The following is a 21378-nucleotide window of genomic DNA, read 5'->3' on the forward strand; positions in this document are numbered from 1 at the left end:
CGGGCGCTGACTGACCGCCAGCGCCCGCAACCGTCTCAGCTCTGCACTGCCGCCTGTTGGCGCGCCTTCTCCAGTAACGCGGCCTTCTCCTCTGGGCTCAATGCATCCAGGCGCAAACGTGCCTGGGCCAGTTTTTCCAGTTGGCCAGGGCTGTCTTCCTGGGCGCGCAGGGCCTGGGCCAGCTCGCCGGGGCTTGGGTGGTCGAACACGATGCCGGGATGGACTTCGCAGTGCAGCAGTTTGCGAATCCCCGCCACCAGCTTGATCACCAGCAGCGAATGGCCACCGGCGGCAAAAAAGTCGCGGTCGCGGCCCAGGCGGTCACGACCCAGCAACTGGGCCATGCGGCTGGCCAGCAAGGCTTCGAGGGCGTCCTGGGGTTCGGCGAAGCTGTCGTCTTCATCGATGGGCTCCAGGCGCTGCAAGGCCTGGCGATCGACTTTGCCATTGCCCAGGCGGGGCATGTGCTGCACCACTTGGTACTGACGCGGCACCATCACCGCCGGCAAGTGCTCGGCCATGTGCTGCTTGAGGGTTTGCAGCCAGTGCGCTGGCGCGTCCTGGCTCGGCAGTACAAAGGCTACCGGCTCATCCTGCGCCAGCAGCACCACGGCTTCACTCACTCCTGGGGCACGCAGCAGGTGTTGTTCGATCTCTGCCAGTTCGATACGGAACCCGCGCACCTTCACCTGGTGGTCGCGCCGGCCATACAGGGCGATGCCACCTTGGGGCAGGTAACGGGCCAGGTCGCCGCTACGGTACAGGCGCTCGCCAGGGGCGAACGGACTGCTGATAAACGCGGCATCGGTCTGCACCGGGTCATTCAGATAGCCTCGGCACAATTGCTGGCCGCCGATATACAGCTCACCCAGTTCACCGCTGGCCACCAGTTGCTGGTCCTCGTTGAGGATGTACAACTGGTTGTTTGGCAGCACCCGAGTCAGGGCAATCGCCATCTGCTGCAAGTCGTCCGGGCTGATCCCATGCACGGCGACGCCGACGGTGGTTTCGGTGGGGCCGTAGTGATTGAACAGGCGGCAATCGGCGCGCAGGTTGAAGATGCGCGCCACCAACCCCTGGCCGATGGCCTCGCCGCCGAGGATCAGGGTCGCCGGTACTGTCGGCTGCGGTGCTTCGAGCAAGGCCGCAAGATGGGACGGGACGATTTTCAGACAGTCGATGCCCTGGGTCTGGATAAACGCTGCAAACGCCTGCGGATCCTGCATCGTGGCGTCATCAGCGATATGCAAGGTGGCGCCGTTGTACAACGCACCAAACAGGCTGGTATTGCCCAGGTCGGCGGCGACGGTTGAGCCCTGAGCGAAGTGCCGGCAGGCGGCCAGGTCCAGCTCACCGCTGACACCCGCGACATAGTTGAGCAATTGCCGATGCTCAACCACCACGCCCTTGGGTACACCGGTGGTGCCGGAGGTAAACAGCACATAGGCCGCGTCCTGGCCTTGCAGGTTCGCGCTCGGCCCTTCCGGCAACGGCTGCTGCACCGGTTGATCGAGATCCAGCACCGCACAGCCCAATCCATCCGGTGCCGCGCCCTGGGTGACCAGCAGTTGCGCGCCGGCCTGCGCCACCAGTTGGGCCTGGCGGGCCGCGGGCCAGCTGGGGTCCAGCGGCAGGTAGGCGGCCCCTGTGCGCCAGGTGGCAAGAATGGTCAGCACCTGCGCCACGCCGCGCGGCAACGCCAGGGCGACGATACCGCCCGCAGTAACGCCGTGCTGGCGCAGACGGCCGGCCAGTTGGCGCACACCGGCGTCCAGCCCGGCATAGCTCAACGATTGCCCACCCGCCACCAACGCCAGCGCATCCGGGGTGATTTCGGCCCAATTGAGAATATGCTCGGGCAACAGCACCCGCTCTTCCAGCACTTGGGTCGCAGGATTGAATGCCAGCAAGCGTTGGCGCTCCGCTTCCCCCAACAGGCTCAAGGTAGCGATGGCCGCGTCCGGCTGCTCCAGCACACTGGCCAGCAGCACTTGATACTGCGCCAGCAGCGTGTGCATCGATGCCTGGCTGTACACGGCGGCGGCATAGTCCAGCGACAGCCCGGTAACCGCGCCGCCCTCCTCCACATCGACATTCAGCGCCAGTTCAAACAGCGGCCGCAGATCAGCACTGTAGGCGCCACTCCAAGTGCATGCCCCCACTGCGCGCGCTGCCGGCTGGCGGCGCACGCCAAAGCCATGGGTCAGCGGCAGGCCAGCGTCGAGCGGCGCATATTCCTGCCAGGTGCCATGGCTGTCCAGCACCCCCGCCAACTGCGCCAGGACGCTGCTGAACGAGGCCGTCGGCGCCAGGTCGAGGTGCAGCGCCAGGGTTCTTTGCAACAGGCCCACGGTCGGCGCGAAGAACTCATAGTCCGCGCGCGCGTCATGCCGCAGGCCTGCGACAAACCCTTCGCGCCCGCTGATCCGCGCCAGCAGCACCCACCAGGCGGCTTGCAAGAGCGTGGTCACCTGGGTGCCGTGCTGGGTCGCCAACTGGCCCAGGCGCGCCAACACGCGCGGGTCAAGGTCGGTACTCAGGGACTGCCCAACGGCCTTGCCCTGCACGGTATTGGCGTAGCGGCCCGGCAAGTCCGGCGCCAGCGCGCCAGCGCCCGCCAGGTAGGTTTTCCAATAGGCCTTGGCGGTATCCGCGTCTTCGTCAAGCACCACTTCTGCGTGCCATTCCAGGTACTGGGCAAACTGCCCCAGTTCCTCGTCCACGCTGCAACTGCCCTGCTCATAGGCTGTGCACAGGTCTTGATAGAGAATTTCCAGGCTGGCCTGGTCGCCGATAAAACCCGCCAGGCCCAGGGTCAGTTGCCAGTGCTGCGTGTCGATACGCTGCAACAGGCCCTCAAAAAACACTCCGGACGCCAAGCTCACCGGGCGCTGACACCACAGCGCCAGGACCTGCGCGGTGTTACTGGACTCATCCACCGCCAGTGCCCCATTCGCCGCCCCGGCATCAAAGAACTGCCGCAGGCCACGGTAACCGGGCGCGGTCGCCAAACGCGCCGCGAGCGCTGTGTGACGCTGGCGCAATCCACTAAACGCCGCTTGCAGCCGTGGCACATCGAGCGCGCCGCTGATCTGGATAGACAGCAGGTGCGCAATGTCGCCCCAGCTCGCGCCGCCCTGGGCGTCCAGCACCCGCTGCTGCTGTTCGGCGAGCAGCGCCAGGCCTGCATCGTTAAGCGTACTCATGCGTCAGTCCCTTCAGTTTGCATACGTGTGGAGGGCACTACCGTTTCCAGGTCGCGCCGTTCGATCATTTCGCCCATGGCCACGACGATTTTGCGTGGGCCTTCAAAGGGGTCGCGGGCGTGGGCGGCGAGCATGTTGTCCAGCAGGATCACATCGCCCTTGCGCCAGTCAAAGCGCACCGCACAGGCCTCGTAGAGTTCGCCCAGTTGCTGCATCACCGCGTCTTCAATCGGGCTGCCGTCGCCGTAGTACACGTGGCGCGGCATCCGCTCGGGGCCGAACAGGCCCAGCAAGTCGTCGCGCACATCGGGGTCCAGGCAGTAGATATGGTGCAGTTGCACCTGGTTGAAGAAGGTTTTCTCGCCGGTGCCCGGGTGGGTGATGATCGCCGGGCACGGGGTGCGGATCTGCAGTTCGTCGTTGTCCAGCCAGGTCCACTGGATGCCAGCCAGCGCGCAACGCTGCTCGACCTGGGCGCGGTCTTCGGTCTTGAAAAAATGCTGCCAGGACACGTCGAGCTTGTCGGCGAAGGTGCGCACATACAGCAGGCCCTTGCTTTCGAAGGTATCGCGCAACGCTTGCGGCAAACGCAGGTACATCTGCCGGCAATCGACCACCGGCGTGGCCCCGCCCACGGGCGACGGTTGCTCACAGAAAAACAGCTGCTTGCGCGGCCAACGATCCTGGTGCGAGCTCTCGTTATGGAACAGGATCATTTTCTTTTCCGGGTAAGGCGTGGAGCGATAGGTGTTCTTGCCGCCCTCTTTCTTCGGCAAGTCGCCGTACTGGCCGTACAGGCCCGGCTGGACGGCTTCGGCAAAGGCCTCGAAGTCGTGGATGTCACGCATGGCGAAGCCTCGGAACAGGATCCCCGCATGCCGCGCGAGTTTCTCTTCGACCAGGGCGCGATTGGCCTGGACCCAGGTCACCAGGTCGAGCCCCGGGTCGTTGGGTTCCATCAGCAACGGGAACACCTGGTCGGCGTTCAACAGCGATTCACGCATCGCCGGCAGCGGGGCCCTGGCCACCGGGCTCGACGGTTTCTTGAGGAACTTGCCCAGCTTGTCGGCCTTCGGGCTGGCAGGTGCGGCAGGAGCAACAGCGGTATTCGACGGCATGATGATGTCCCCTAATCGGATGTCTGGATCCATGACAATCTGTTGAAGAATTCCCATCCAGGCGCTCACAAGTTCGGTGATGCGCTCTTGTTTGAATAAGTCATTGGCGTACTGCCAGGTGCCCTGCCACTGGCCGTGGTCTTCGTCGATAAACAGCGCCATATCGAACTTGGAATAACCGCCCAGGCTGGGCACCATTTCCACCGCAATGTCCGCCAGGCCCGCGCTGTGCACCGGCAGGTTGTTCATCACGAACAGCACTTGCACCAAGGGGTTGAAACCCTTGTGGCGCGGCACGTTGCTGGCTTCGGCGATCATGTCCAGGGGCAGGTCCTGGTGTTCGAAGGCACTCAGGGAGGTTTCCCGGGCCGCGGCGAGGAAATCGCTGAAGCGCGCCCGGGCGTCGAAGCGCGAGCGCAGGGGCAGGATATTGACGAAGAAACCAATCAAGCCTTCCAGCTCGGCATGCTGACGCCCCGCCACATCGGCGCCCACCAGCACGTCGTCGCTGGCGGCGAGGCGGTGCAGCAACACCTGGAATGCGGCCAACAACGTGGTGTAAGGCGTGACACCCTGGCGTGCGGACAGGCTTTTCAGTGCATCACCCAACGCCGGCGGCACGCTGAATGACTCGCTGGAGCCCTCGAAGGACGGCATCGGCGGCCGCGCAAAGTCTGTCGGTAGCAGCAGGTGCCCAGGGTGACCGGCCAGGGCGTCCTTCCAGTAGCCGGCCTGTTGCTGCAATACCCCGGCCTGCTCCAGCGCCAGTTGCCATTGCGCATAGTCACTGTATTGCACCGGCAGCGGCGGCAGATCGATGCCACGCCCCTGCTTAAGGGCGGCGTAGTGTTGCACCAGTTCACCCACCAGCACCGCCATCGACCAACCATCGGAAATGATGTGGTGCATCGAATACAGCAGCACATGTTCATGGGCGCCCAGGCGCAGGATCTGCCCACGGAACAACGGCGCCTGCGCCAGGTTGATCGGGCGCCGGGTATTGTCCAGTGTGGCCTGGGCGACCTGGGCTTCCTGTTCGATACGGTCCAGGTGCGACAGGTCGACCACGGCGAAGTCCACATTCGCTTCAGGCGCGATCACCGCCAGTGGATCGCCGTCATCGTCGGCGACATAGGCGGTACGCAGCACCTCATGGCGTTGCACCACGCACTTGAGGCTTGCGATCAACAACGCCAGCGAGACTTCGCCACGCAAGCGCAACGCCAAGGGCATGCCATACGCGCCGTTGCCGGCCGAGAACTGCTCGGCCACCCACAAGCGCCGCTGGGCCAGGGACAAGGGCGCAGTGCTGCGCGGGCCATGGGCGTGCAAGGCGATTTGCGCCGGCTGCACAACCGAGCGGCTTGCCAGCAATGCGGCAAAATCTTCCAGCACCGGGGCGTTGAACAGGTCACGCAAGCCTGGGTTGCTGCTCAGGGTTTGCTTGAGTCGCGCGATCACTTGGGTGGCCAGCAGCGAGTGCCCGCCGAGCTCGAAGAAGTTGTCGCTCACCCCCACTTGCGCCAGGCCCAGCACCTGCTGCCAGACCTCGGCGATCTGCTGCTCCAGGGCGTTGCGCGGCGCGATGTAGTGTTGCTGCAGGGCGCTGGCATCCGGCGCCGGCAACACTTTGCGGTCGAGTTTGCCGTTGGGAGTCAGCGGCAGGCTGTCGAGGAAGACCCAATGGCTGGGCACCATGTACTCCGGCAGGTCGCCCTTGAGCTGACGCTTGCACGCCTCACGCAGCGCCTGCTCATCGCTCACCGCTTGCACGGCAACCACGTACGCCACCAACTGCGGATGGCCAGCGACGTCCCGCACCACCACGGCGGCTTCGCGCACTGGCGGTTGCTCCAACAGCCGCGCTTCGATTTCCCCCAGTTCGATCCGCAACCCACGGATTTTCACCTGATGGTCCACGCGGCCGATGTACTCGATCACCCCGTCCGCGCGGTAGCGCGCCAGGTCGCCGGTGCGATACAGGCGCGCGCCGGGCGCACCAAATGGGTCAGGCAAGAAGCGTTCGGCGGTGAGTGCCGGGCGCTGGAAATAACCTCGCGCCAGGCCGTCGCCGCCAATCAACAATTCGCCGGCGACCCCGACCGGCACCGGCGCCAGGTTATCGTCGAGGATATACAGGCTGGTATTGGCAATCGGCCCGCCGAGCCACGGCTGTGGCTGGGTTGGCGTGAGTGGGTACTGCGCCGACCAGATGGTGGTTTCGGTCGGCCCGTAGAGGTTCCACACCTGGGGCGAGAGCGCCAAAAGTCGGGTCGCCAGCTCCAGGGGCAGCGCCTCACCGCCGCACAGCAGCTTGCAGCCCTTGAGGGCCTCGGCCTGGGGGTGATCGAGCAGCATGCGCCACGTGGAAGGCGTGGCCTGCAACACGCTGATGCGCTGCTGCTTGACCAGGGCCAGCAAGGCTTGCGGGTCGAGGTTGATGTCCTGCCCGGTCAGCACCAGGGTCGCGCCGACCAGCAGCGGCCCGTAGATTTCCAGGCCGAAAATATCGAACGAGAAGGTGGTCAGCGACAGCAACCGGTCCTGGGCGTGCAACCCCGGCTGGCGGGCCATGCTGCACACAAAGTTGGTCAGCGCACCATGGCGCACCATCACGCCTTTGGGCTTGCCGGTGGAGCCGGAGGTGTAGATCACGTAGGCCAGGTGTTCGGCGGTGCTGCGCGGCAGTGGGTTTTCCACGCTGTAGCCATCGAGCCACGCACCCGGCTGGTCCAGGACCAGCGCACTGACCCCGGCCGGGATCGGCAAGCGCGCGAGCAACGGCGCCTGGGTCAGCAGCAGGGCCAGGCCGCTGTCTTGCATCATGTAGGCCAGGCGATCCTCGGGATACGCCGGATCCAGCGGGATGTAGGCGCCACCAGCCTTGAGAATCGCCAATAGCCCGACCACCAGGTCGACGCTGCGCTGCACCGCGATGCCCACCAGCACATCCGGGCCCACGCCGGCTTCGATCAAACGATGGGCCAGGCGGTTGGCCTGCTGGTTGAGCTGGGCAAAGGTCAACGACTGTGTATCAAACACCAACGCCACAGCGTCCGGAGTACGGGCGGCCTGGGCCTCGATCAACTGGTGGATGGCGCTGTGGCGAGGGTAGTCGGCGGTGCTGCTGTTCCAGCTTTGCAGCGCCAGGCGTTGTTCGGCGGCGGTAAGCATCGGTAGTTGGCCAATGCGCTGGCGGGGGTCATCGAGCATGCCCTGCAACAAGGCCTGCCAGTGCCGCGCCAGGCGCTCGACAGTCGAGGCGTCAAAGATGTCGGTGGCATAGGTGAGCGCCGCCGACAGGCCATCGGGCCCGTCGAAGGTATTGAGGGTCAGGTCAAACGGCGCACTGCGGTTTTCCGAGTCGACCGGGGTGCACAGCAACCCGCCCAGGGGCTGGCCATCGGTAAACCGGCCAGCTTCCATCTGGTGGTTGAACATGACCTGGAACAACGGCGTGTGCAGGCTGTTGCGCTCGGGTTGCAGCGCCTCCACCAACTGCTCGAACGGCAGGTCCTGCCAGGTCTGGGCCTCGTGGGCGGCGGCCTTGACGGTCTGCACAAAGTCCGCAAACGGCTGCTGGCTGTCGAGCGTGGCCTGCATCACCTGGGTGTTGACGAAAAAGCCGATGACCCGCTCCGTCTCGGCGCGGTTGCGGTTGGCGGTGGGCACGCCGACGCGGATATCCGACTGGCCGCTGTAACGGTGCAACAGCACCTGGAACGACGCCAGCAGCAACATGAACGGGCTCACCCCTTGCTGCTGCGCCAGGCCCTTGAGGCCATCGCTCAGGGCGCGGTCCAACGCCAGCGGCAGCGTCGCACCCTGCTGGTCCGGCGGCCCCAGGCGCGGGCGATCCACCGGCAGCTCAAGCAGGACGTGCTCTGTGCCCAGTCTGCCACGCCAGTAATCCAGCTGCCGGCGCCCTTCCCCGGCCTCCAGCCATTGCCGCTGCCAGGCGGCATAGTCGGCGTACTGGATGACCGGCGCCGGCAACGCGCATGGCGTGCCCGTAACCTGGGCGATGTACAGCGCCAGTAGCTCATCGATCATGATCTGCATCGACCAGCCATCGGTGATGATGTGGTGCAACGTCAGCACCAGCACATGCTCATCGTCCGCCAGGCGCAACACTGCGGCACGCAATAACAGATCGTGTTCCAGATCGAACGGCTGGCTGCTCTGCACCTGGACAAACGCCTTGATGACCGACTCGGGGTCGCCCGCCGCAGCGTCCTGTACCGCAAGTTCCAGCGCGTCAATCGGCCGAATGATGCACCGCACCCGCTCATCCTCCTGCACAAACCCGGCGCGCAGCCCTTCATGACGCGCCAGCACCTGCGACAGGCTGCATTGCAGCGCCTCGACATCCAGCTCGCCCTTCAAACGCAGGGCCGCGCAGATGTTGTAGGCACTGCCCAGGGGGTCGAACTGCCAGAGGAACCATTGCCGCTGCTGGGCATACGACAGGGCCTGGGGCCCGGTCTCGCTGGCCGGCACAATCGGGAAACGCGCGACATTGACCCCCTGTTGTTCCAGCTTGCTGAACAGTTGCGCGCGCTTGGGTGCGCTCAAGTCCTTGATGCGCGCCACCAGTTCCGCAGTTTTGTTAAGCATTGCTTTCCTCCAGGTTTTCCTGCTCCAGCTCATCGAGGGCATCGAAGATCAGGTCAAAGTCATCGGCCAGGCCATCGCCCTGGGCCGCGTCGGCCAGGGTTTTGGCCAACGCCCCAAGGCTGTCCTGGGCATAAAAGTCCTTCACCGCCACGTCCACCCCAAGCACCGCGCGCACGCGGGACAACATCACCACCACCTGCAGGGAGTGCCCGCCCAGGTCGAAGAAGTTGTCGCCAAGCCCGATACGCTCGACCTTGAGCACTTGCTGCCAGATTTCGGCCAGTTGCTGCTCGAGCGGCGAGGCCGGGGCCACATAGGCCCGTTGCATCTGGCTGACGTCCGGCGCCGGCAGGGCCTTGCGGTCCAGCTTGCCGTTGGGGGTCAGGGGCATCTGCGTGACAAACACCAGGTGCGCCGGGACCATGTAGTCGGCCAGGTGCTGCTTGAGGCCGGCCTTGATCGACTCGCGCAACGCCGCGTGCCGTTCGGGGCTATCGCTAGGTTCGGCGAGTACCACATAGCCCACCAGTTGTGGCCCGCTGGGTCCGTCCAGGGCCAGCACCGCCGCTTCCCGCACAGCGTCCTGGGACTGGATGCGCGCCTCGATTTCCCCCAGTTCGATGCGAAAGCCACGGATTTTCACCTGGTGGTCCAGGCGCCCGAGGTATTCGATCACCCCTTCGGGGCGGTAGCGCGCCAGGTCGCCGGTGCGGTACAGGCGCTGGCCGGGCGCACCGAATGGGTCGGGCAAGAAGCGCTCGGCAGTCAGGCCTGGACGCAGGAAGTAGCCACGCGCCAGGCCATCGCCGCCGATCAACAACTCGCCGGGCACGCCGACCGGGGCCAACGCACCGTCCTGGCTGAGGATGTACAACGCGGTGTTATCGATTGGCCGCCCCAACCATGGCTGGCCGTCGAGGCGGTGGGCAGCCGACCAGATGGTGGTCTCGGTCGGGCCATAGAGGTTCCACACCGCGCCGCCGAGGGCGAGCATGCGTGCCGCCAGTTCGTCGGCCAGGGCTTCGCCACCGCAGAGCAAGGTACAACCCTGCAACGCCGCCACCTGCGGGCTGTCGAGCAACATGCGCCAGGTCGAGGGCGTGGCTTGCAGGGTGTTGACGCGCTGGCTCGCGACGGTGCTGAGGATCGCGTCCGGATCGAGGGTGGTGTCTTTGTCCACCAGCACCGCACAGGCGCCGACGGTCAGCGGCAGGTAGATCTCCAGGCCGAAGATATCGAACGAGAACGTGGTCAGCGAGAGGATCCGTTCACCCGCCGCAAGCCCCGGCTCGCGGGCCATGCTCGCAATGAAATTGCCGAGGGCGCCATGGGGCACCATCACGCCTTTGGGCTTGCCGGTGGAACCGGAGGTGTAGATCGCATAGGCCAGGTTGTCCGGCCCGGCCGACGCCGGTGGGTTGTGGCTCGGGTAACCGGCGAACCAGCCCGCCTCGCCCTCCAGCACCAGCGCCTGCACGCCGCCCGGAATCGGTAGCGAACCAAGCAGCGGCGCCTGGGTAATCAATAACCTCAGGCCGCTGTCTTGCATCATGTACGCCAGGCGATCGGCCGGGTAAGCCGGGTCCAGCGGCACGTAGGCGCCACCGGCCTTGAGGATCGCCAGCAGGCTGATGATCATCGGCAAGCCGCGCTCCACCGCAATCCCCACCAGACAATCCGGCCCGACACCTTCGGCCAGCAACCGATGCGCCAGTTGGTTGGCCTGCTGATTAAGCTCGGCATAGGTCAGCGATTGTTGGCCAAACACCAGCGCGACGGCCTCGGGGGCCCGCTTGGCCTGGGCTTCGAACAATTGATGAATGCACTGCTCGCGCGGGTAATCGACCGCCGGTGGATTCCATTGCGCAACCACCTGTCGTTGACGGGCCGCACCTTGCATCGACAAGTCACCCAGCGCCAGTTCGGGCTGATCGAGCATGCCCAACAGCAGGCGGCTGAAATGCTCGCTGAGTTCATCGATGGTGCCCACGCTGAAATGGGCGTGGATGAAGCGCACATGCACGGTCAGGGTTTCCCCCAGGCTGACCAGCAGGCTCAACGGATAGTTGGTCTGCTCGACACTGCGCACCTCACCGAACACCAGCCCCTGGGGTGCGCCACGCTTGAGGGTTGCGGCCACCGGGTAGTTTTCAAATACCAGCAGGCTGTCGAACAGCGCGTCACCACTGTGCCCGGCCCAGCGTTGGATATCGAACAACGGCGTGTGCTCATGCTCGCGCAGGGCCAGGTTTTGCTCCTGTACGGCGTGCAGCCATTGGCTGACCGTTTGCTCGGCACGCGGGCTGGCAATCACCGGCAAAGTGTTGATGAACAGGCCAACCTGCTGCTCGATACCCGCCAGGTCAGCCGGGCGACCGGCGACCGTGGCGCCAAAGGCTACGCTGTCCTGCCCGGTGTAACGCTGCAACAGCAACAGCCATGCGGCCTGCACCAGGGTGTTGGGGGTGACTTTCTGCTGGCGGGCAAACTCGCCCAGGCGGCGGGTTTGCGCCACATCCAGTGTCAGGTAATGATCGCCATGACCACCGGCCAGCGCCTGCGCCGGGTCGCTGACCGCCTGGGCCAGCAGAGTCGGCTCTTCCAGTGCCGCCAGGTTGGCGCGCCAGAACTGTTGGCCAGCCTGCTGGTCCTGGCGTTGCAGCCAGGCGATGTAATCGCGATAGCGCCCCACCGACGGCGTCGGCACCTGGCCGTCATAGCGTTGCAGCACCTCGCCCAACAGCTGGGAGTTGCTCCAGCCATCCATCAGGATGTGGTGGTGGGTGTACAACAATTCGCAACGACGCGCATCCAGGCGTACCAGCACCAGGCGCAACAACCCGGGCTGGTTCAGGTCAAAACCCTGGGCCAGCTCGGCGGCGGCCAGCGCTTGCAGCGCCTGTGGCTGGTCGCTGCGTTCACGCCAGTCGAGCACGCTGAACGGTACTTCAAGCTGCTTGTGCACCACCTGCACCGGTTGCGGCAAACCACCCTGCCAGGCAAAGGCGGTGCGCAGGATAGGATGAGCATCGACCACCGCCTGCCACGCCGCCCGGAAGCGTTCGGGATCGAGGCCGTCGATGCTGACCTGCATCTGGTTGACATACTCGCCGCCGCCTTGCTCCAGCAGACTATGGAACAACATGCCCTGCTGCATGGCCGACAGCGGATAAATATCCTCGATGGCTTCGCAGGCGCCGGCCAGGGTATCCACTTGCACCTGGGTCAACGCCGCCAGCGGGAAGTCCGACGGGGTCACGCCGTGATGGCCGGCGCTCGTGCAGTGTTCAATCAGCGCCTTGAGCTCCAAGGCCAGGGCGTCGGCCAGTGCCTGGATGGTGGCGGCGTCGAACATCTGCTGGCTGAAGGTCCAGCCCAGGCACAACTCGCCGTCGAACACCTGCCCGTTAAGGGTCAGCCAGTTGCCCAGCGGCGCGTCCGGGTGCTGCTCAAGCCCGGCACGTTCGCCACTGGGTACAAACAGTGCGCTGTGCTCGCCTTCAAGGCTACTGTCGAACTGGCCCAGGTAGTTGAAGGTGATACGCGGCACCGGCAGTGCCGCCAGGGTGTGCCGCACCGATGCGTCGCCCAGGTAACGCAAGGCGCCAAAACCCACGCCCCGATTGGGGATGGCGCGCAGTTGCTCCTTGACCTGCTTGATCGAATCGTCCAGCGCCTCGGCGGGTACCAGGCGTACCGGGAACAGGCTGGTGAACCAACCCACGGTGCGGGTCAGGTCCAGGTGGTCGAACAGCTCTTCACGGCCATGGCCTTCGAGCTGGATCAACACTTCACGGCGCCCGGTCCAGCGCGTGATGACCCGCGCCAATGCCGTCAGCAGCAGGTCATTGACCTGGGTGCGATAGGCCGCTGGTGCGTCCTGCAACAGGCGCCGGGTCAGGTCGGCGTCCAGGCGCGTATCCAGCGTAATGCCGTCGCGGCTGCGCAGGCTGGCGTCCACCCTGGCGCCCGGCAGGTGGTTGTCGGTGCCGTGCAGTGCTTGCCAGAACGCAACCTCGGTGGGTAGCGCGGGACCGCGGGCAAGACCTTGCAGTTGCTCGGCCCAGGTTTTGAACGCGGTGGTCTTGGCCGGCAAGCTCACGGTGGGCTGGCGGTAAGCGTCCTGCAGGTCTTGCAGGAGGACGCGCCAGGACACGCCGTCGACCACCAGGTGATGGATGATCACCAGCAGGCGCTGGCTGCCATCGGCCTTGTCGAACAACACCGCGCGCAGCAGCGGACCTTGTTGCAGGTCCAGGCTGGCCTGGGCCTGGTCGGCCAGCGCCTGAAGCTCGGCGTCGTGATTGACCCGGAGCTGCCAGAGCAGCTCCTGGGTTGACGCCGCGCCGTGGCTGGCGAGCCACTGCGCACCGTCGTGCTGGAAGTTCAGGCGCAGCGCATCGTGATGGGCGACCAGCACCTGCAAGGCCTGGGCAAGTCGCGCCCCGTCCAGGGGCTGGCGGGGCGTCAACAGTACCGACTGGTTCCAGTGCTGGCGCTGGGGAATATCCTCGTCAAAAAACACCTGCTGCACCGCCAGCAACGGCATGCCACCGACCACCGGACCCTGGTCGATGCTCGGCAGGCCATCGCCACTGCGGGTGACACTGGCCAGGCCTTGAATGGTCTGCTGCTCGAACAACGCCTTGGCAGTGAAGTGCAGCCCCGCCTGACGGGCTCGACTGACCACCTGCATGGACAGGATCGAATCACCGCCCAGCTCGAAGAAGTTGTCCCCAAGCCCCACCCGCGGCAGGTTCAACACTGCTTGCCAGATAGCCGCCAGTTGCTGCTGCACGGCGGTGACCGGCGCCACATAGTCCTGCTGCAACAGGCTGGCGTCCGGCTTGGGCAGGGCCTTGCGGTCGAGCTTGCCGTTGGGGGTCAGCGGCAAGTGGTCGAGCAGCATCCAGTAGGTCGGCACCATGTAGTCCGGCATGTTCGTCTTGAGACTGGCCTTGAGGCGCTCGCGCAACCCAGGCTCGGCCTGCGCCGGCACGATATAGGCCACCAGTTGCTGCGCGCTCGCGCCCTGATGGGCCAGGACTACCGCGTCACGTACACCGGGCTGTTGCAACAGGCGCGATTCGATTTCGCCGAGTTCGATACGGAAACCACGGATCTTCACCTGGTGGTCGATCCGCCCACAGTAATGCACCACCGCCGCCGCGTCGCGTCGCGCCAGGTCGCCACTGCGGTACACGCGGCTGCCGGCCACAGCGGCGAATGGGTCGGGAATGAAACGCTCGGCAGTCAGTGCCGCACGCTGGTGATAACCCTGGGCCAAGCCCTCGCAAGCGGCGATGCACAACTCACCGACCACGTCATCGGGCAGTGGGTTGGCGTCGCGATCGAGCACATACAGCGCCCGACCCGGCAAGGCACGGCCAATCGGCACACCATTGGCCGCGTCGGCATCCATCAGTTGGCACAGGTGGGTGCTGGACACCACCGTGGCTTCGGTCGGGCCATAGGTGTTGAGCAAGCGCACGCCGCCTAGGCCTGCGGCGTGCCAGAGCTTGAGCCCTTCCACCGACATCGCCTCGCCCCCCACATGCACCTGGCGCAGTTGCCCGCGACTGCGCTGCGGGTCGGCGGCCCAGTCCTGGGCCAGCAGGAACCAGTACGCCGCCGGCAAGTCGGCCAGGGTCACGCCGTGCTCGATCATCTGCTCGTACAGGGTCACGGTGTCCCAGGTGTCGTCACCGCGCAGCACCAGGCAGGCACCTTCGCACAGCGGCGGGAAGCATTGTTCGACAAACCCGTCGAAGCTGAATGTGGCGAATTGCAGCACCCGCTCCTGAGGGGTGAGTTGCGAGTACTCGGCGGCTATCGTGCAGAACTCGCGCAGCGCGCCATGGGCGATGGACACCCCCTTGGGCTGCCCGGTGGAGCCGGAGGTGTAGATCACGTAGGCCAGGTGCTCGGCCAGCGCCAGGTTGGCGAGGTTGGTGCACGGATAGTCGCGCTCCGATCCGTCGAGCAGCAGGCACGGCACGCGTGCATCGGCCAGGGCGTCGTCGAGCACGCCGGGCTGGCGCAGCAGCAGATCCATGGCGCTGTCATCAATCATGTAGGCCAGGCGCTGGGCCGGGTAATCAGGGTCCAACGGCACATAGGCGGCGCCGGCCTTGAGGATCGCCAGCAGGCTGGCAATCATCGCCCCACCGCGACGCACCGCCAGCCCGACGCGCTGGCCGGGCACTACACCCTGCTCGCGCAAGCGATGGGCCAGGCGGTTGGCGCGCTGATTGAGCTCGGCATAGGTCCAGCGCTCGTCACCGCTGATCAAGGCCAGGGCATCCGGGGTCGCCGCAGCGCGGCGCTCGATACGCTGGTGCGCCAGCAACGGGTCGACGGCCGGCTGCACCGCCGCCCGCTCCAGGGCCGGAGCGCGCAGGCTCAGGTTACCCAGTGCCTGGCCGTGCGCCTCGACAAACTGCTCAAGCAGTTGCAACAGGCTCGCGCCGATAGTGTGTATTTGCTGCGGGCTGAAGGCGGCCCGGGCATAGCTGAAGTCCAGGCTCAGGGTTTCACCCAACTCGATGCCCAGGGTCAGCGGATAGCTGGTCTGCTCGTGGTTGTGCAGCCCGCTGAAGCTCAAGCCGGCCGGTGCGCCGGCTTGCAGCGCCTGGGACACCGGGTAGTTTTCGAACACCAGCAAGGTGTCGAACAGTGCGCTGCCCGGCTGCCCGGCCCAGCGCTGGATGTCGTACAGCGGTGTGTGCTCGTGCTCGCGCAGGACCACACTGTGCGCCTGCACCTGTTGCAACCAACTGGCGACGCTCTGGGTGGCCTCCGGACTGCAAATAATCGGCAACGTATTGATAAACAGCCCGACCTGCTGCTCGATCCCCGGCAAATGGGCCGGACGCCCGGCCACCGTGGCGCCAAAGGCCACGCTCGGCTGGCCGCAATACCGTTGCAGCAAAATCGCCCATGCCGCTTGCAGCAGGGTGTTGAAAGTGACCTTATTGTGCCGCGCGAACTCCCCCAGCCGCGCGGTGGTGCTGGCGTCCAGCAGCAGGTGGTGACTGGCCTGACCGCTGCCCCCGCGCGGCGCCGGCAGAGCGGTGGCCAGCAGGGTCGGCGCGGCCAGTGCTTGCAGTTGCGCGCTCCAGAATTGCTCGCTGGCCTGAGGGTCCTGGGCCAGCAGCCAGCCCACATAGTCGGCATAGCGCCCGGTGACCGGCGCCGGCACCTGCCCGGCGTAACGTTGCAGGACTTCGCCCAGCAACTGCGCGTTGCTCCAGCCGTCCATCAGGATGTGATGGCTGGTGTAGATCAGTTCATAGCGCTGAGCCGCCAGTGGCACCAACACCAGGCGCAACAACGGCGCCTGGTGCAGATCGAAACCTTGTTCACGCTGTTCAAGGGCCAGTTGGTCAAGGTCGTCGGGGGCGACGTCGAGCACCGTCAGCGGCAGTTGCACCGCACGCTGGATCGCTTGCAACGCCTGCGCCTGGCCTTCCCAGACAAACCGCGCACGCAGTACTTCGTGGCGCTCCAGCACCGCTTGCCAGCATTGGCCAAACCGCTCCACGTCCAGGCCATCGATGGTCAGGCGCAGTTGGTTGATATAGGCGCCAGCCCCGGCATCGTAGGCACTGTGGAACAGCATGCCCTGCTGCATGGGCGACAGCGGATAGAGGTCCTCGATCTGCGTCAGGGGCAAGCCCAGGCCTTCCAGTTGTGCCTGGTCGAGGCTGACCAGCGGGAAGTCCGAAGGCGTGGCCCCGCCCTGCTGCGGGTCGAGGCAGTGTGCGATCAGCTCGTGCAAGGTCCGGGCGCAATGATCCACCAGGGCCTGGATGGTCTCGCGGCGGTAGACTTCGCCACTGAAACTCCAGTCCAGTTCCAGCTCGCCGGCGTACACCCGCCCTTCCACGCTCAGCCAGTTGGCCAGGGGCGCCTCCGGGCTCTGGGCCTGGCCGCCGCCTTCGCTGGCCGGTACGAACAGCGCATCATCGCCAAACTGCTGGTCGAACTGCCCCAGGTAGTTGAAGGTGATCCGTGGCTGGGCCAGCGCCGCCAGCTCTTGAGCCGCAGCACCGTAGCGCAGCACGCCGTAGCCAATGCCTTTGCGGGGCACCTGGCGCAATTGCTCCTTGATCGCCTTGAGGGTCGCGCCCGGCTCGTTGCCAGGGGTCAGGCGCAGCGGGTAGAGGCTGGTAAACCAGCCGAGGGTGCGGGTCAGGTCGATATCATCGAACAGCTCTTCGCGACCATGGCCTTCGAGCTGGATCAGCGCCGAGGGGTGGCCGGTCCATTGGCAGATCGTGCGGGCCAGGGCGGCCAGCAGCAGGTCGTTGACCTGGGTGCGGTAGGCCGCCGGCGCCTGTTGCAGCAGTTGCCGGGTGTGTTCACGGTCCAGGCGCAGGCGGATGTGTTCAGCCACCGCCTGGGTCTGCCGGCCGTGGGGATTATCCCGTGGCAAGTCGCTGGCAGCGCCCTGCAACTGCCCGCGCCAGTACGCTAACTCGGCCAGCAGCGCCGGGCTGCGGCTGTAGTCGTCCAGGCGCGCGGCCCACTGCTGGTAGGCACTGGTCTTGTGCGACGCGGTCAGCGGTGCGCCGGCCAGGCCCTGGGCGTAGCCGCGCTGCAAGTCTTCCAGCAGCACACGCCAGGACACCCCATCCACCACCAGGTGATGCAGCACCAACAACAGGCGCTGGCTGCCATCGGCCATGTCCACCAGCAAGGCCCGCATCAACGGGCCGTGTTGCAGGTCCAGGCTGGCCTGGGCCAGATCACACTGCTCGCGCAATGCCTCGACGCTGGCGGCCTGGCGCTGCCATAGCTCCATCGTCGTGGATTGCGCATGCGCTTGCTCCCAGCCCTGCCCACCCTCGACGAAACGCAGGCGCAAGGCATCGTGTTGTACCACCAACGCCTGCAACGCAGCGGTCAGTGCGGCGACCTGTATCGGCTGGCGCGGGGTGAGCAGCAGCGATTGGTTCCAGTGCTGGCGGGCGGGAATGTCCTGGGCAAAGAACCATCGCTGCACCGGGGTCAGCAGCACCGGGCCTTGGGCCGGGCCTTGCTCGATGGCCAGTGTCGACACTTCACGGGCGGCGGCGGCCAGGCTGCGCAGGGTCTGGTGGCGGAACAGGTCGCTGGGCGCCAGTTGCAAGCCGGCCTGGCGGGCGCGGCTGACCACCTGGATCGAGACGATGGAGTCGCCGCCCAGCTCGAAAAAGTTGTCATCCAGGCCAATCTGCGGCTGGCCAAGAATGTCCTGCCAGATCCCGGCCAGCAGCAATTGCCGAGGCTCCTGTGGTGCGCTGAAGCCCTGTACCTTGGCCTCGCCGGCCCGTGGCAAGGCCTTGCGGTCCAGCTTGCCGTTGGGGGTCACGGGGAATTGCGCCAAGGCCATGGTTACCGTGGGCAGCATGTATTGCGGCAGGGTTTCGGCCAGATGCGCGCGCAGGGTCTGCTCAAACGCACCCTGGTCTTCAGGCATCGTCGCCGGTACCACATAGGCCACCAGCAAGCGGCCATCCTGGGCAATCACCAGCGCTTCCTTGACCTGTGGGTGGCTGAGCAGACGGGCCTCGATTTCCCCCAGCTCAATGCGCAGGCCACGGATCTTCACCTGATGGTCGATACGCCCGACGTACTCGATCACCCCATCGGCGCGATAGCGGGTCAGGTCGCCGGTACGGTACAGGCGCTCGCCGGTGGTGGAAAAAGGATTGGGCACGTACTTTTCGGCGGTCAAGGCTGCCTTGCCCAGATAGCCACGGGTGATCCCGGCGCCGGCCAGGTGCAGCTCGGCAGCGGCCCCGGTAGGTACGGGCTGCAGGTCGGCGTCGAGGATGTAGGCCTGGGTGTTGCTCAACGGTCGGCCAATACTCGGCTGGCCCAAGGCTTCGCGTGGCGTCCAGGTGGAATAGGTGGTGTCTTCGGACGGGCCATACAGGTCATAGACCTGCTTGATCGACGCCTGCTGGTAGAGGCGGTCCACCAGGGATTGCTTGAGCGGCTCGCCGGCCAGGTTAATGATGCGCACGCTCTCGGGGATCTGCCCGGCGCGCTGCAAGGCATTGATCGCCGACGGCACGGTGTTGATCAGGCGCACCTGGTCGCGGGCCGGCAGGTCGGGCAGTCCCAGGGCATTGCGCGCGAGGATCAGCGAGCCGCCGTTGGCCAGGGTGACGAAGATTTCCCACACCGACAGGTCAAAACACACTGAGGTCGAGGCCAGCACGCCCTGGATATCTTCGCGGCTGTACACCTGCTGCGACCAGTGGATCAGCGCCAGTACGTTGCCATGGGCAATCGCCACGCCTTTGGGCTTGCCGGTGGAGCCGGAGGTGTAGATCACGTAGGCCAGATTATTGGGCGCCACGGCGGTGACCGGTGCTGTCAGCGGATAGCCGGCCAGTTGATCCATCAGCAGCACCCGGGCCTGCGTCTGGGGCAAGTCGGCGAGCAGCTCGGCCTCGGTCAGCAGCACCTGGGCGCGACTGTCTTCGAGCATGTAGGCCACGCGGTCGGCGGGGTAATCCGGGTCCAGCGGCACATAGGCGCCGCCGGCCTTGAGCACCCCGAGCAAGGCGACGATCAACGCGTCGGAACGCTGCATGGCCACGCCGACCCGCACTTCAGGGCCTACGCCCAGCTCGATCAGCTGGTGCGCCAGTTGATTGGCCTGGCCGTCCAGCTGGCGATAGCTCAGGGTCTTGGCGCCGTAGGTCAGGGCCAGGGCATCCGGTTGACGCTCGACCTGCTCGGCGATCAGTCGATGGATGCTGCGCTCTTGCGGGTACTCAGAAGCTGTGGCGTTCCAGTCATGGATCTGCTGCTGGTAGTGCGCAGCGTCGAGCATCGGCAGTTCGGCCACGCGCTGCTGCACGTTGTCGACCATGCCAGCGAGCAAGTTGCTCCAGTGGCGGGCCATGCGTTCGATGGTGGCGGGCGTGAACAGGTCGGTGGCGAAGGTCAGCGCGGCCCGCAGGGTGCCGCCCTGCTCCCAGGTGTCGAGGCTCAGGTCGAATTGGGTGGTGCGGCTTTGCCACTCCACCAGGCTCAAGGACAGGCCGGACTCCAGCACCAGCGCCTCAAGATCAGCCACTTGCGGCTGGTGGTTGTACAGCACCTGGAACAGCGGCGTGTGGCTCAGGCTGCGCTCCGGCTTGAGGGCTTCGACCAGGCGTTCGAACGGCAGGTCCTGATGGGCCTGGGCGCCGCTGACCACGTCCTTGAGCACTTGCAATAAGTCACTGGCCCGCGCCTGCCCATCGACGTGCGCAGCCATCACTTGAGTATTGACGAACAGGCCGATCAAACCCTCGGTTTCACCGCGATGCCGGTTGGCAATCGGCACGCCCACCCGCAGGTCGGTCTGGCCGGTGTAGCGAAACAGCAGGATCTTGAATGCAGCCAGCAGCACGGTGAACAACGACACATTCTGCTGGCGCGCCAGCAAGCGCGCGCCCTCGGCCAGCGGCGCCGGCACCGCGAACTCATAGCGTTGGCCCTGATGACTGGCCACGGCTGGGCGCGCAAAGTCCAGGGGCAACTCCAGTACCGGGTGCTCATCGCCCAGCTGCTCGCGCCAGTAATCCAGTTGCCGCGCCTGCTCCCCGGCTTCCAGCCAGCGGCGCTGCCACAGGGCATAGTCGCTGTACTGGATCGGCAGGGCCGGCAGTTGCGGCGCCTGGTTGCGCTCAAAGGCGTCATAGCAGCGGATGAACTCGTCGATCAGCACGTTCATCGACCAGCCGTCCGAGACGATGTGATGCAGGGTCAACAGCAACACATGCTCCTGCTCGGCAAGCTTGAGCAATTGCACACGCAGCAGTGGGCCCGTGGCCAGGTCAAAGGGCTGCAGCGATTGTGCGGTAGCGGCGGCCATCACGGCCTGTTCGCGCTCGGCCAGTGGCAAGTTGCCAAGGTCCAATGGCTCAATCGCCAGCGCCGGTTTGCAGGGCACTTGCAACAGGCGCTCATCGGCCTGGCGCTGGAACACCGTGCGCAGGGTTTCATGGCGCGCGACCAGGCTGGCAAACGCCTGCTCGATGGCTGACAGGCTCAAACGGCCCTTGAGGCGCACCGCTCCCGGCAGGTTGTAGGCGGCGCTGGCCGGATCCAGTTGCCAGAGAAACCACATGCGCTGCTGGGCGTAGGACAACGCCTGACGGTCCTCGGCCTCGACCTGGGCCGGAATCGGAAAACGCGAAAAATCGATCCCTTCCTTTTGCAGCGCCTGGAGGAACATCTGGCGTTTTTCCAGGGGCAACCCGATAAACCGGCGAGCAAGTTTCAAGGAGTCTTCAGCGTTCATTTCTTGGGATCCGGAGCAATAGGCAGGAAGCACAAAGGCACGTCGTCCCTATAAAACGAATCCAGACAGGAAAAATTAGCGCAGGCGAGTGCAGTCATCGGGCGTTACATCAAACCCGACAGAGGCCCGCGAAGGCGTCCTATCATTG

Annotated in this window: 3 protein-coding genes; all 3 read right to left on the reverse strand. The window is 65.5% G+C overall.

Annotated features, from left to right (window positions below; all coding sequences use genetic code 11):
* Positions 1–35: 35 nt before the first annotated feature.
* From AC19YY_RS20100 to AC19YY_RS20110, 3 genes are read right to left on the reverse strand one after another with little or no spacing between them, the layout of a single operon-like run.
* Positions 36–3206, reverse strand: a complete 3171-nt coding sequence (locus AC19YY_RS20100; protein ID WP_500604729.1) for a non-ribosomal peptide synthetase — start codon at positions 3204–3206, stop codon at positions 36–38.
* Positions 3203–8941: an amino acid adenylation domain-containing protein gene (locus tag AC19YY_RS20105; protein WP_500604730.1), complete on the reverse strand. Its 5739-nt coding sequence runs from the start codon at positions 8939–8941 to the stop codon at positions 3203–3205. The genes AC19YY_RS20100 and AC19YY_RS20105 overlap by 4 nt, the downstream gene beginning before the upstream one ends.
* Positions 8934–21230, reverse strand: a complete 12297-nt coding sequence (locus AC19YY_RS20110; RefSeq protein WP_500604731.1) for a non-ribosomal peptide synthase/polyketide synthase — start codon at positions 21228–21230, stop codon at positions 8934–8936. Before AC19YY_RS20110 ends, AC19YY_RS20105 begins: the two co-directional genes overlap by 8 nt.
* Between the last annotated feature and the right edge of the window lie 148 nt (positions 21231–21378).

The sequence above is a fragment of the Pseudomonas sp. MF09156 genome, from assembly GCF_059862305.1.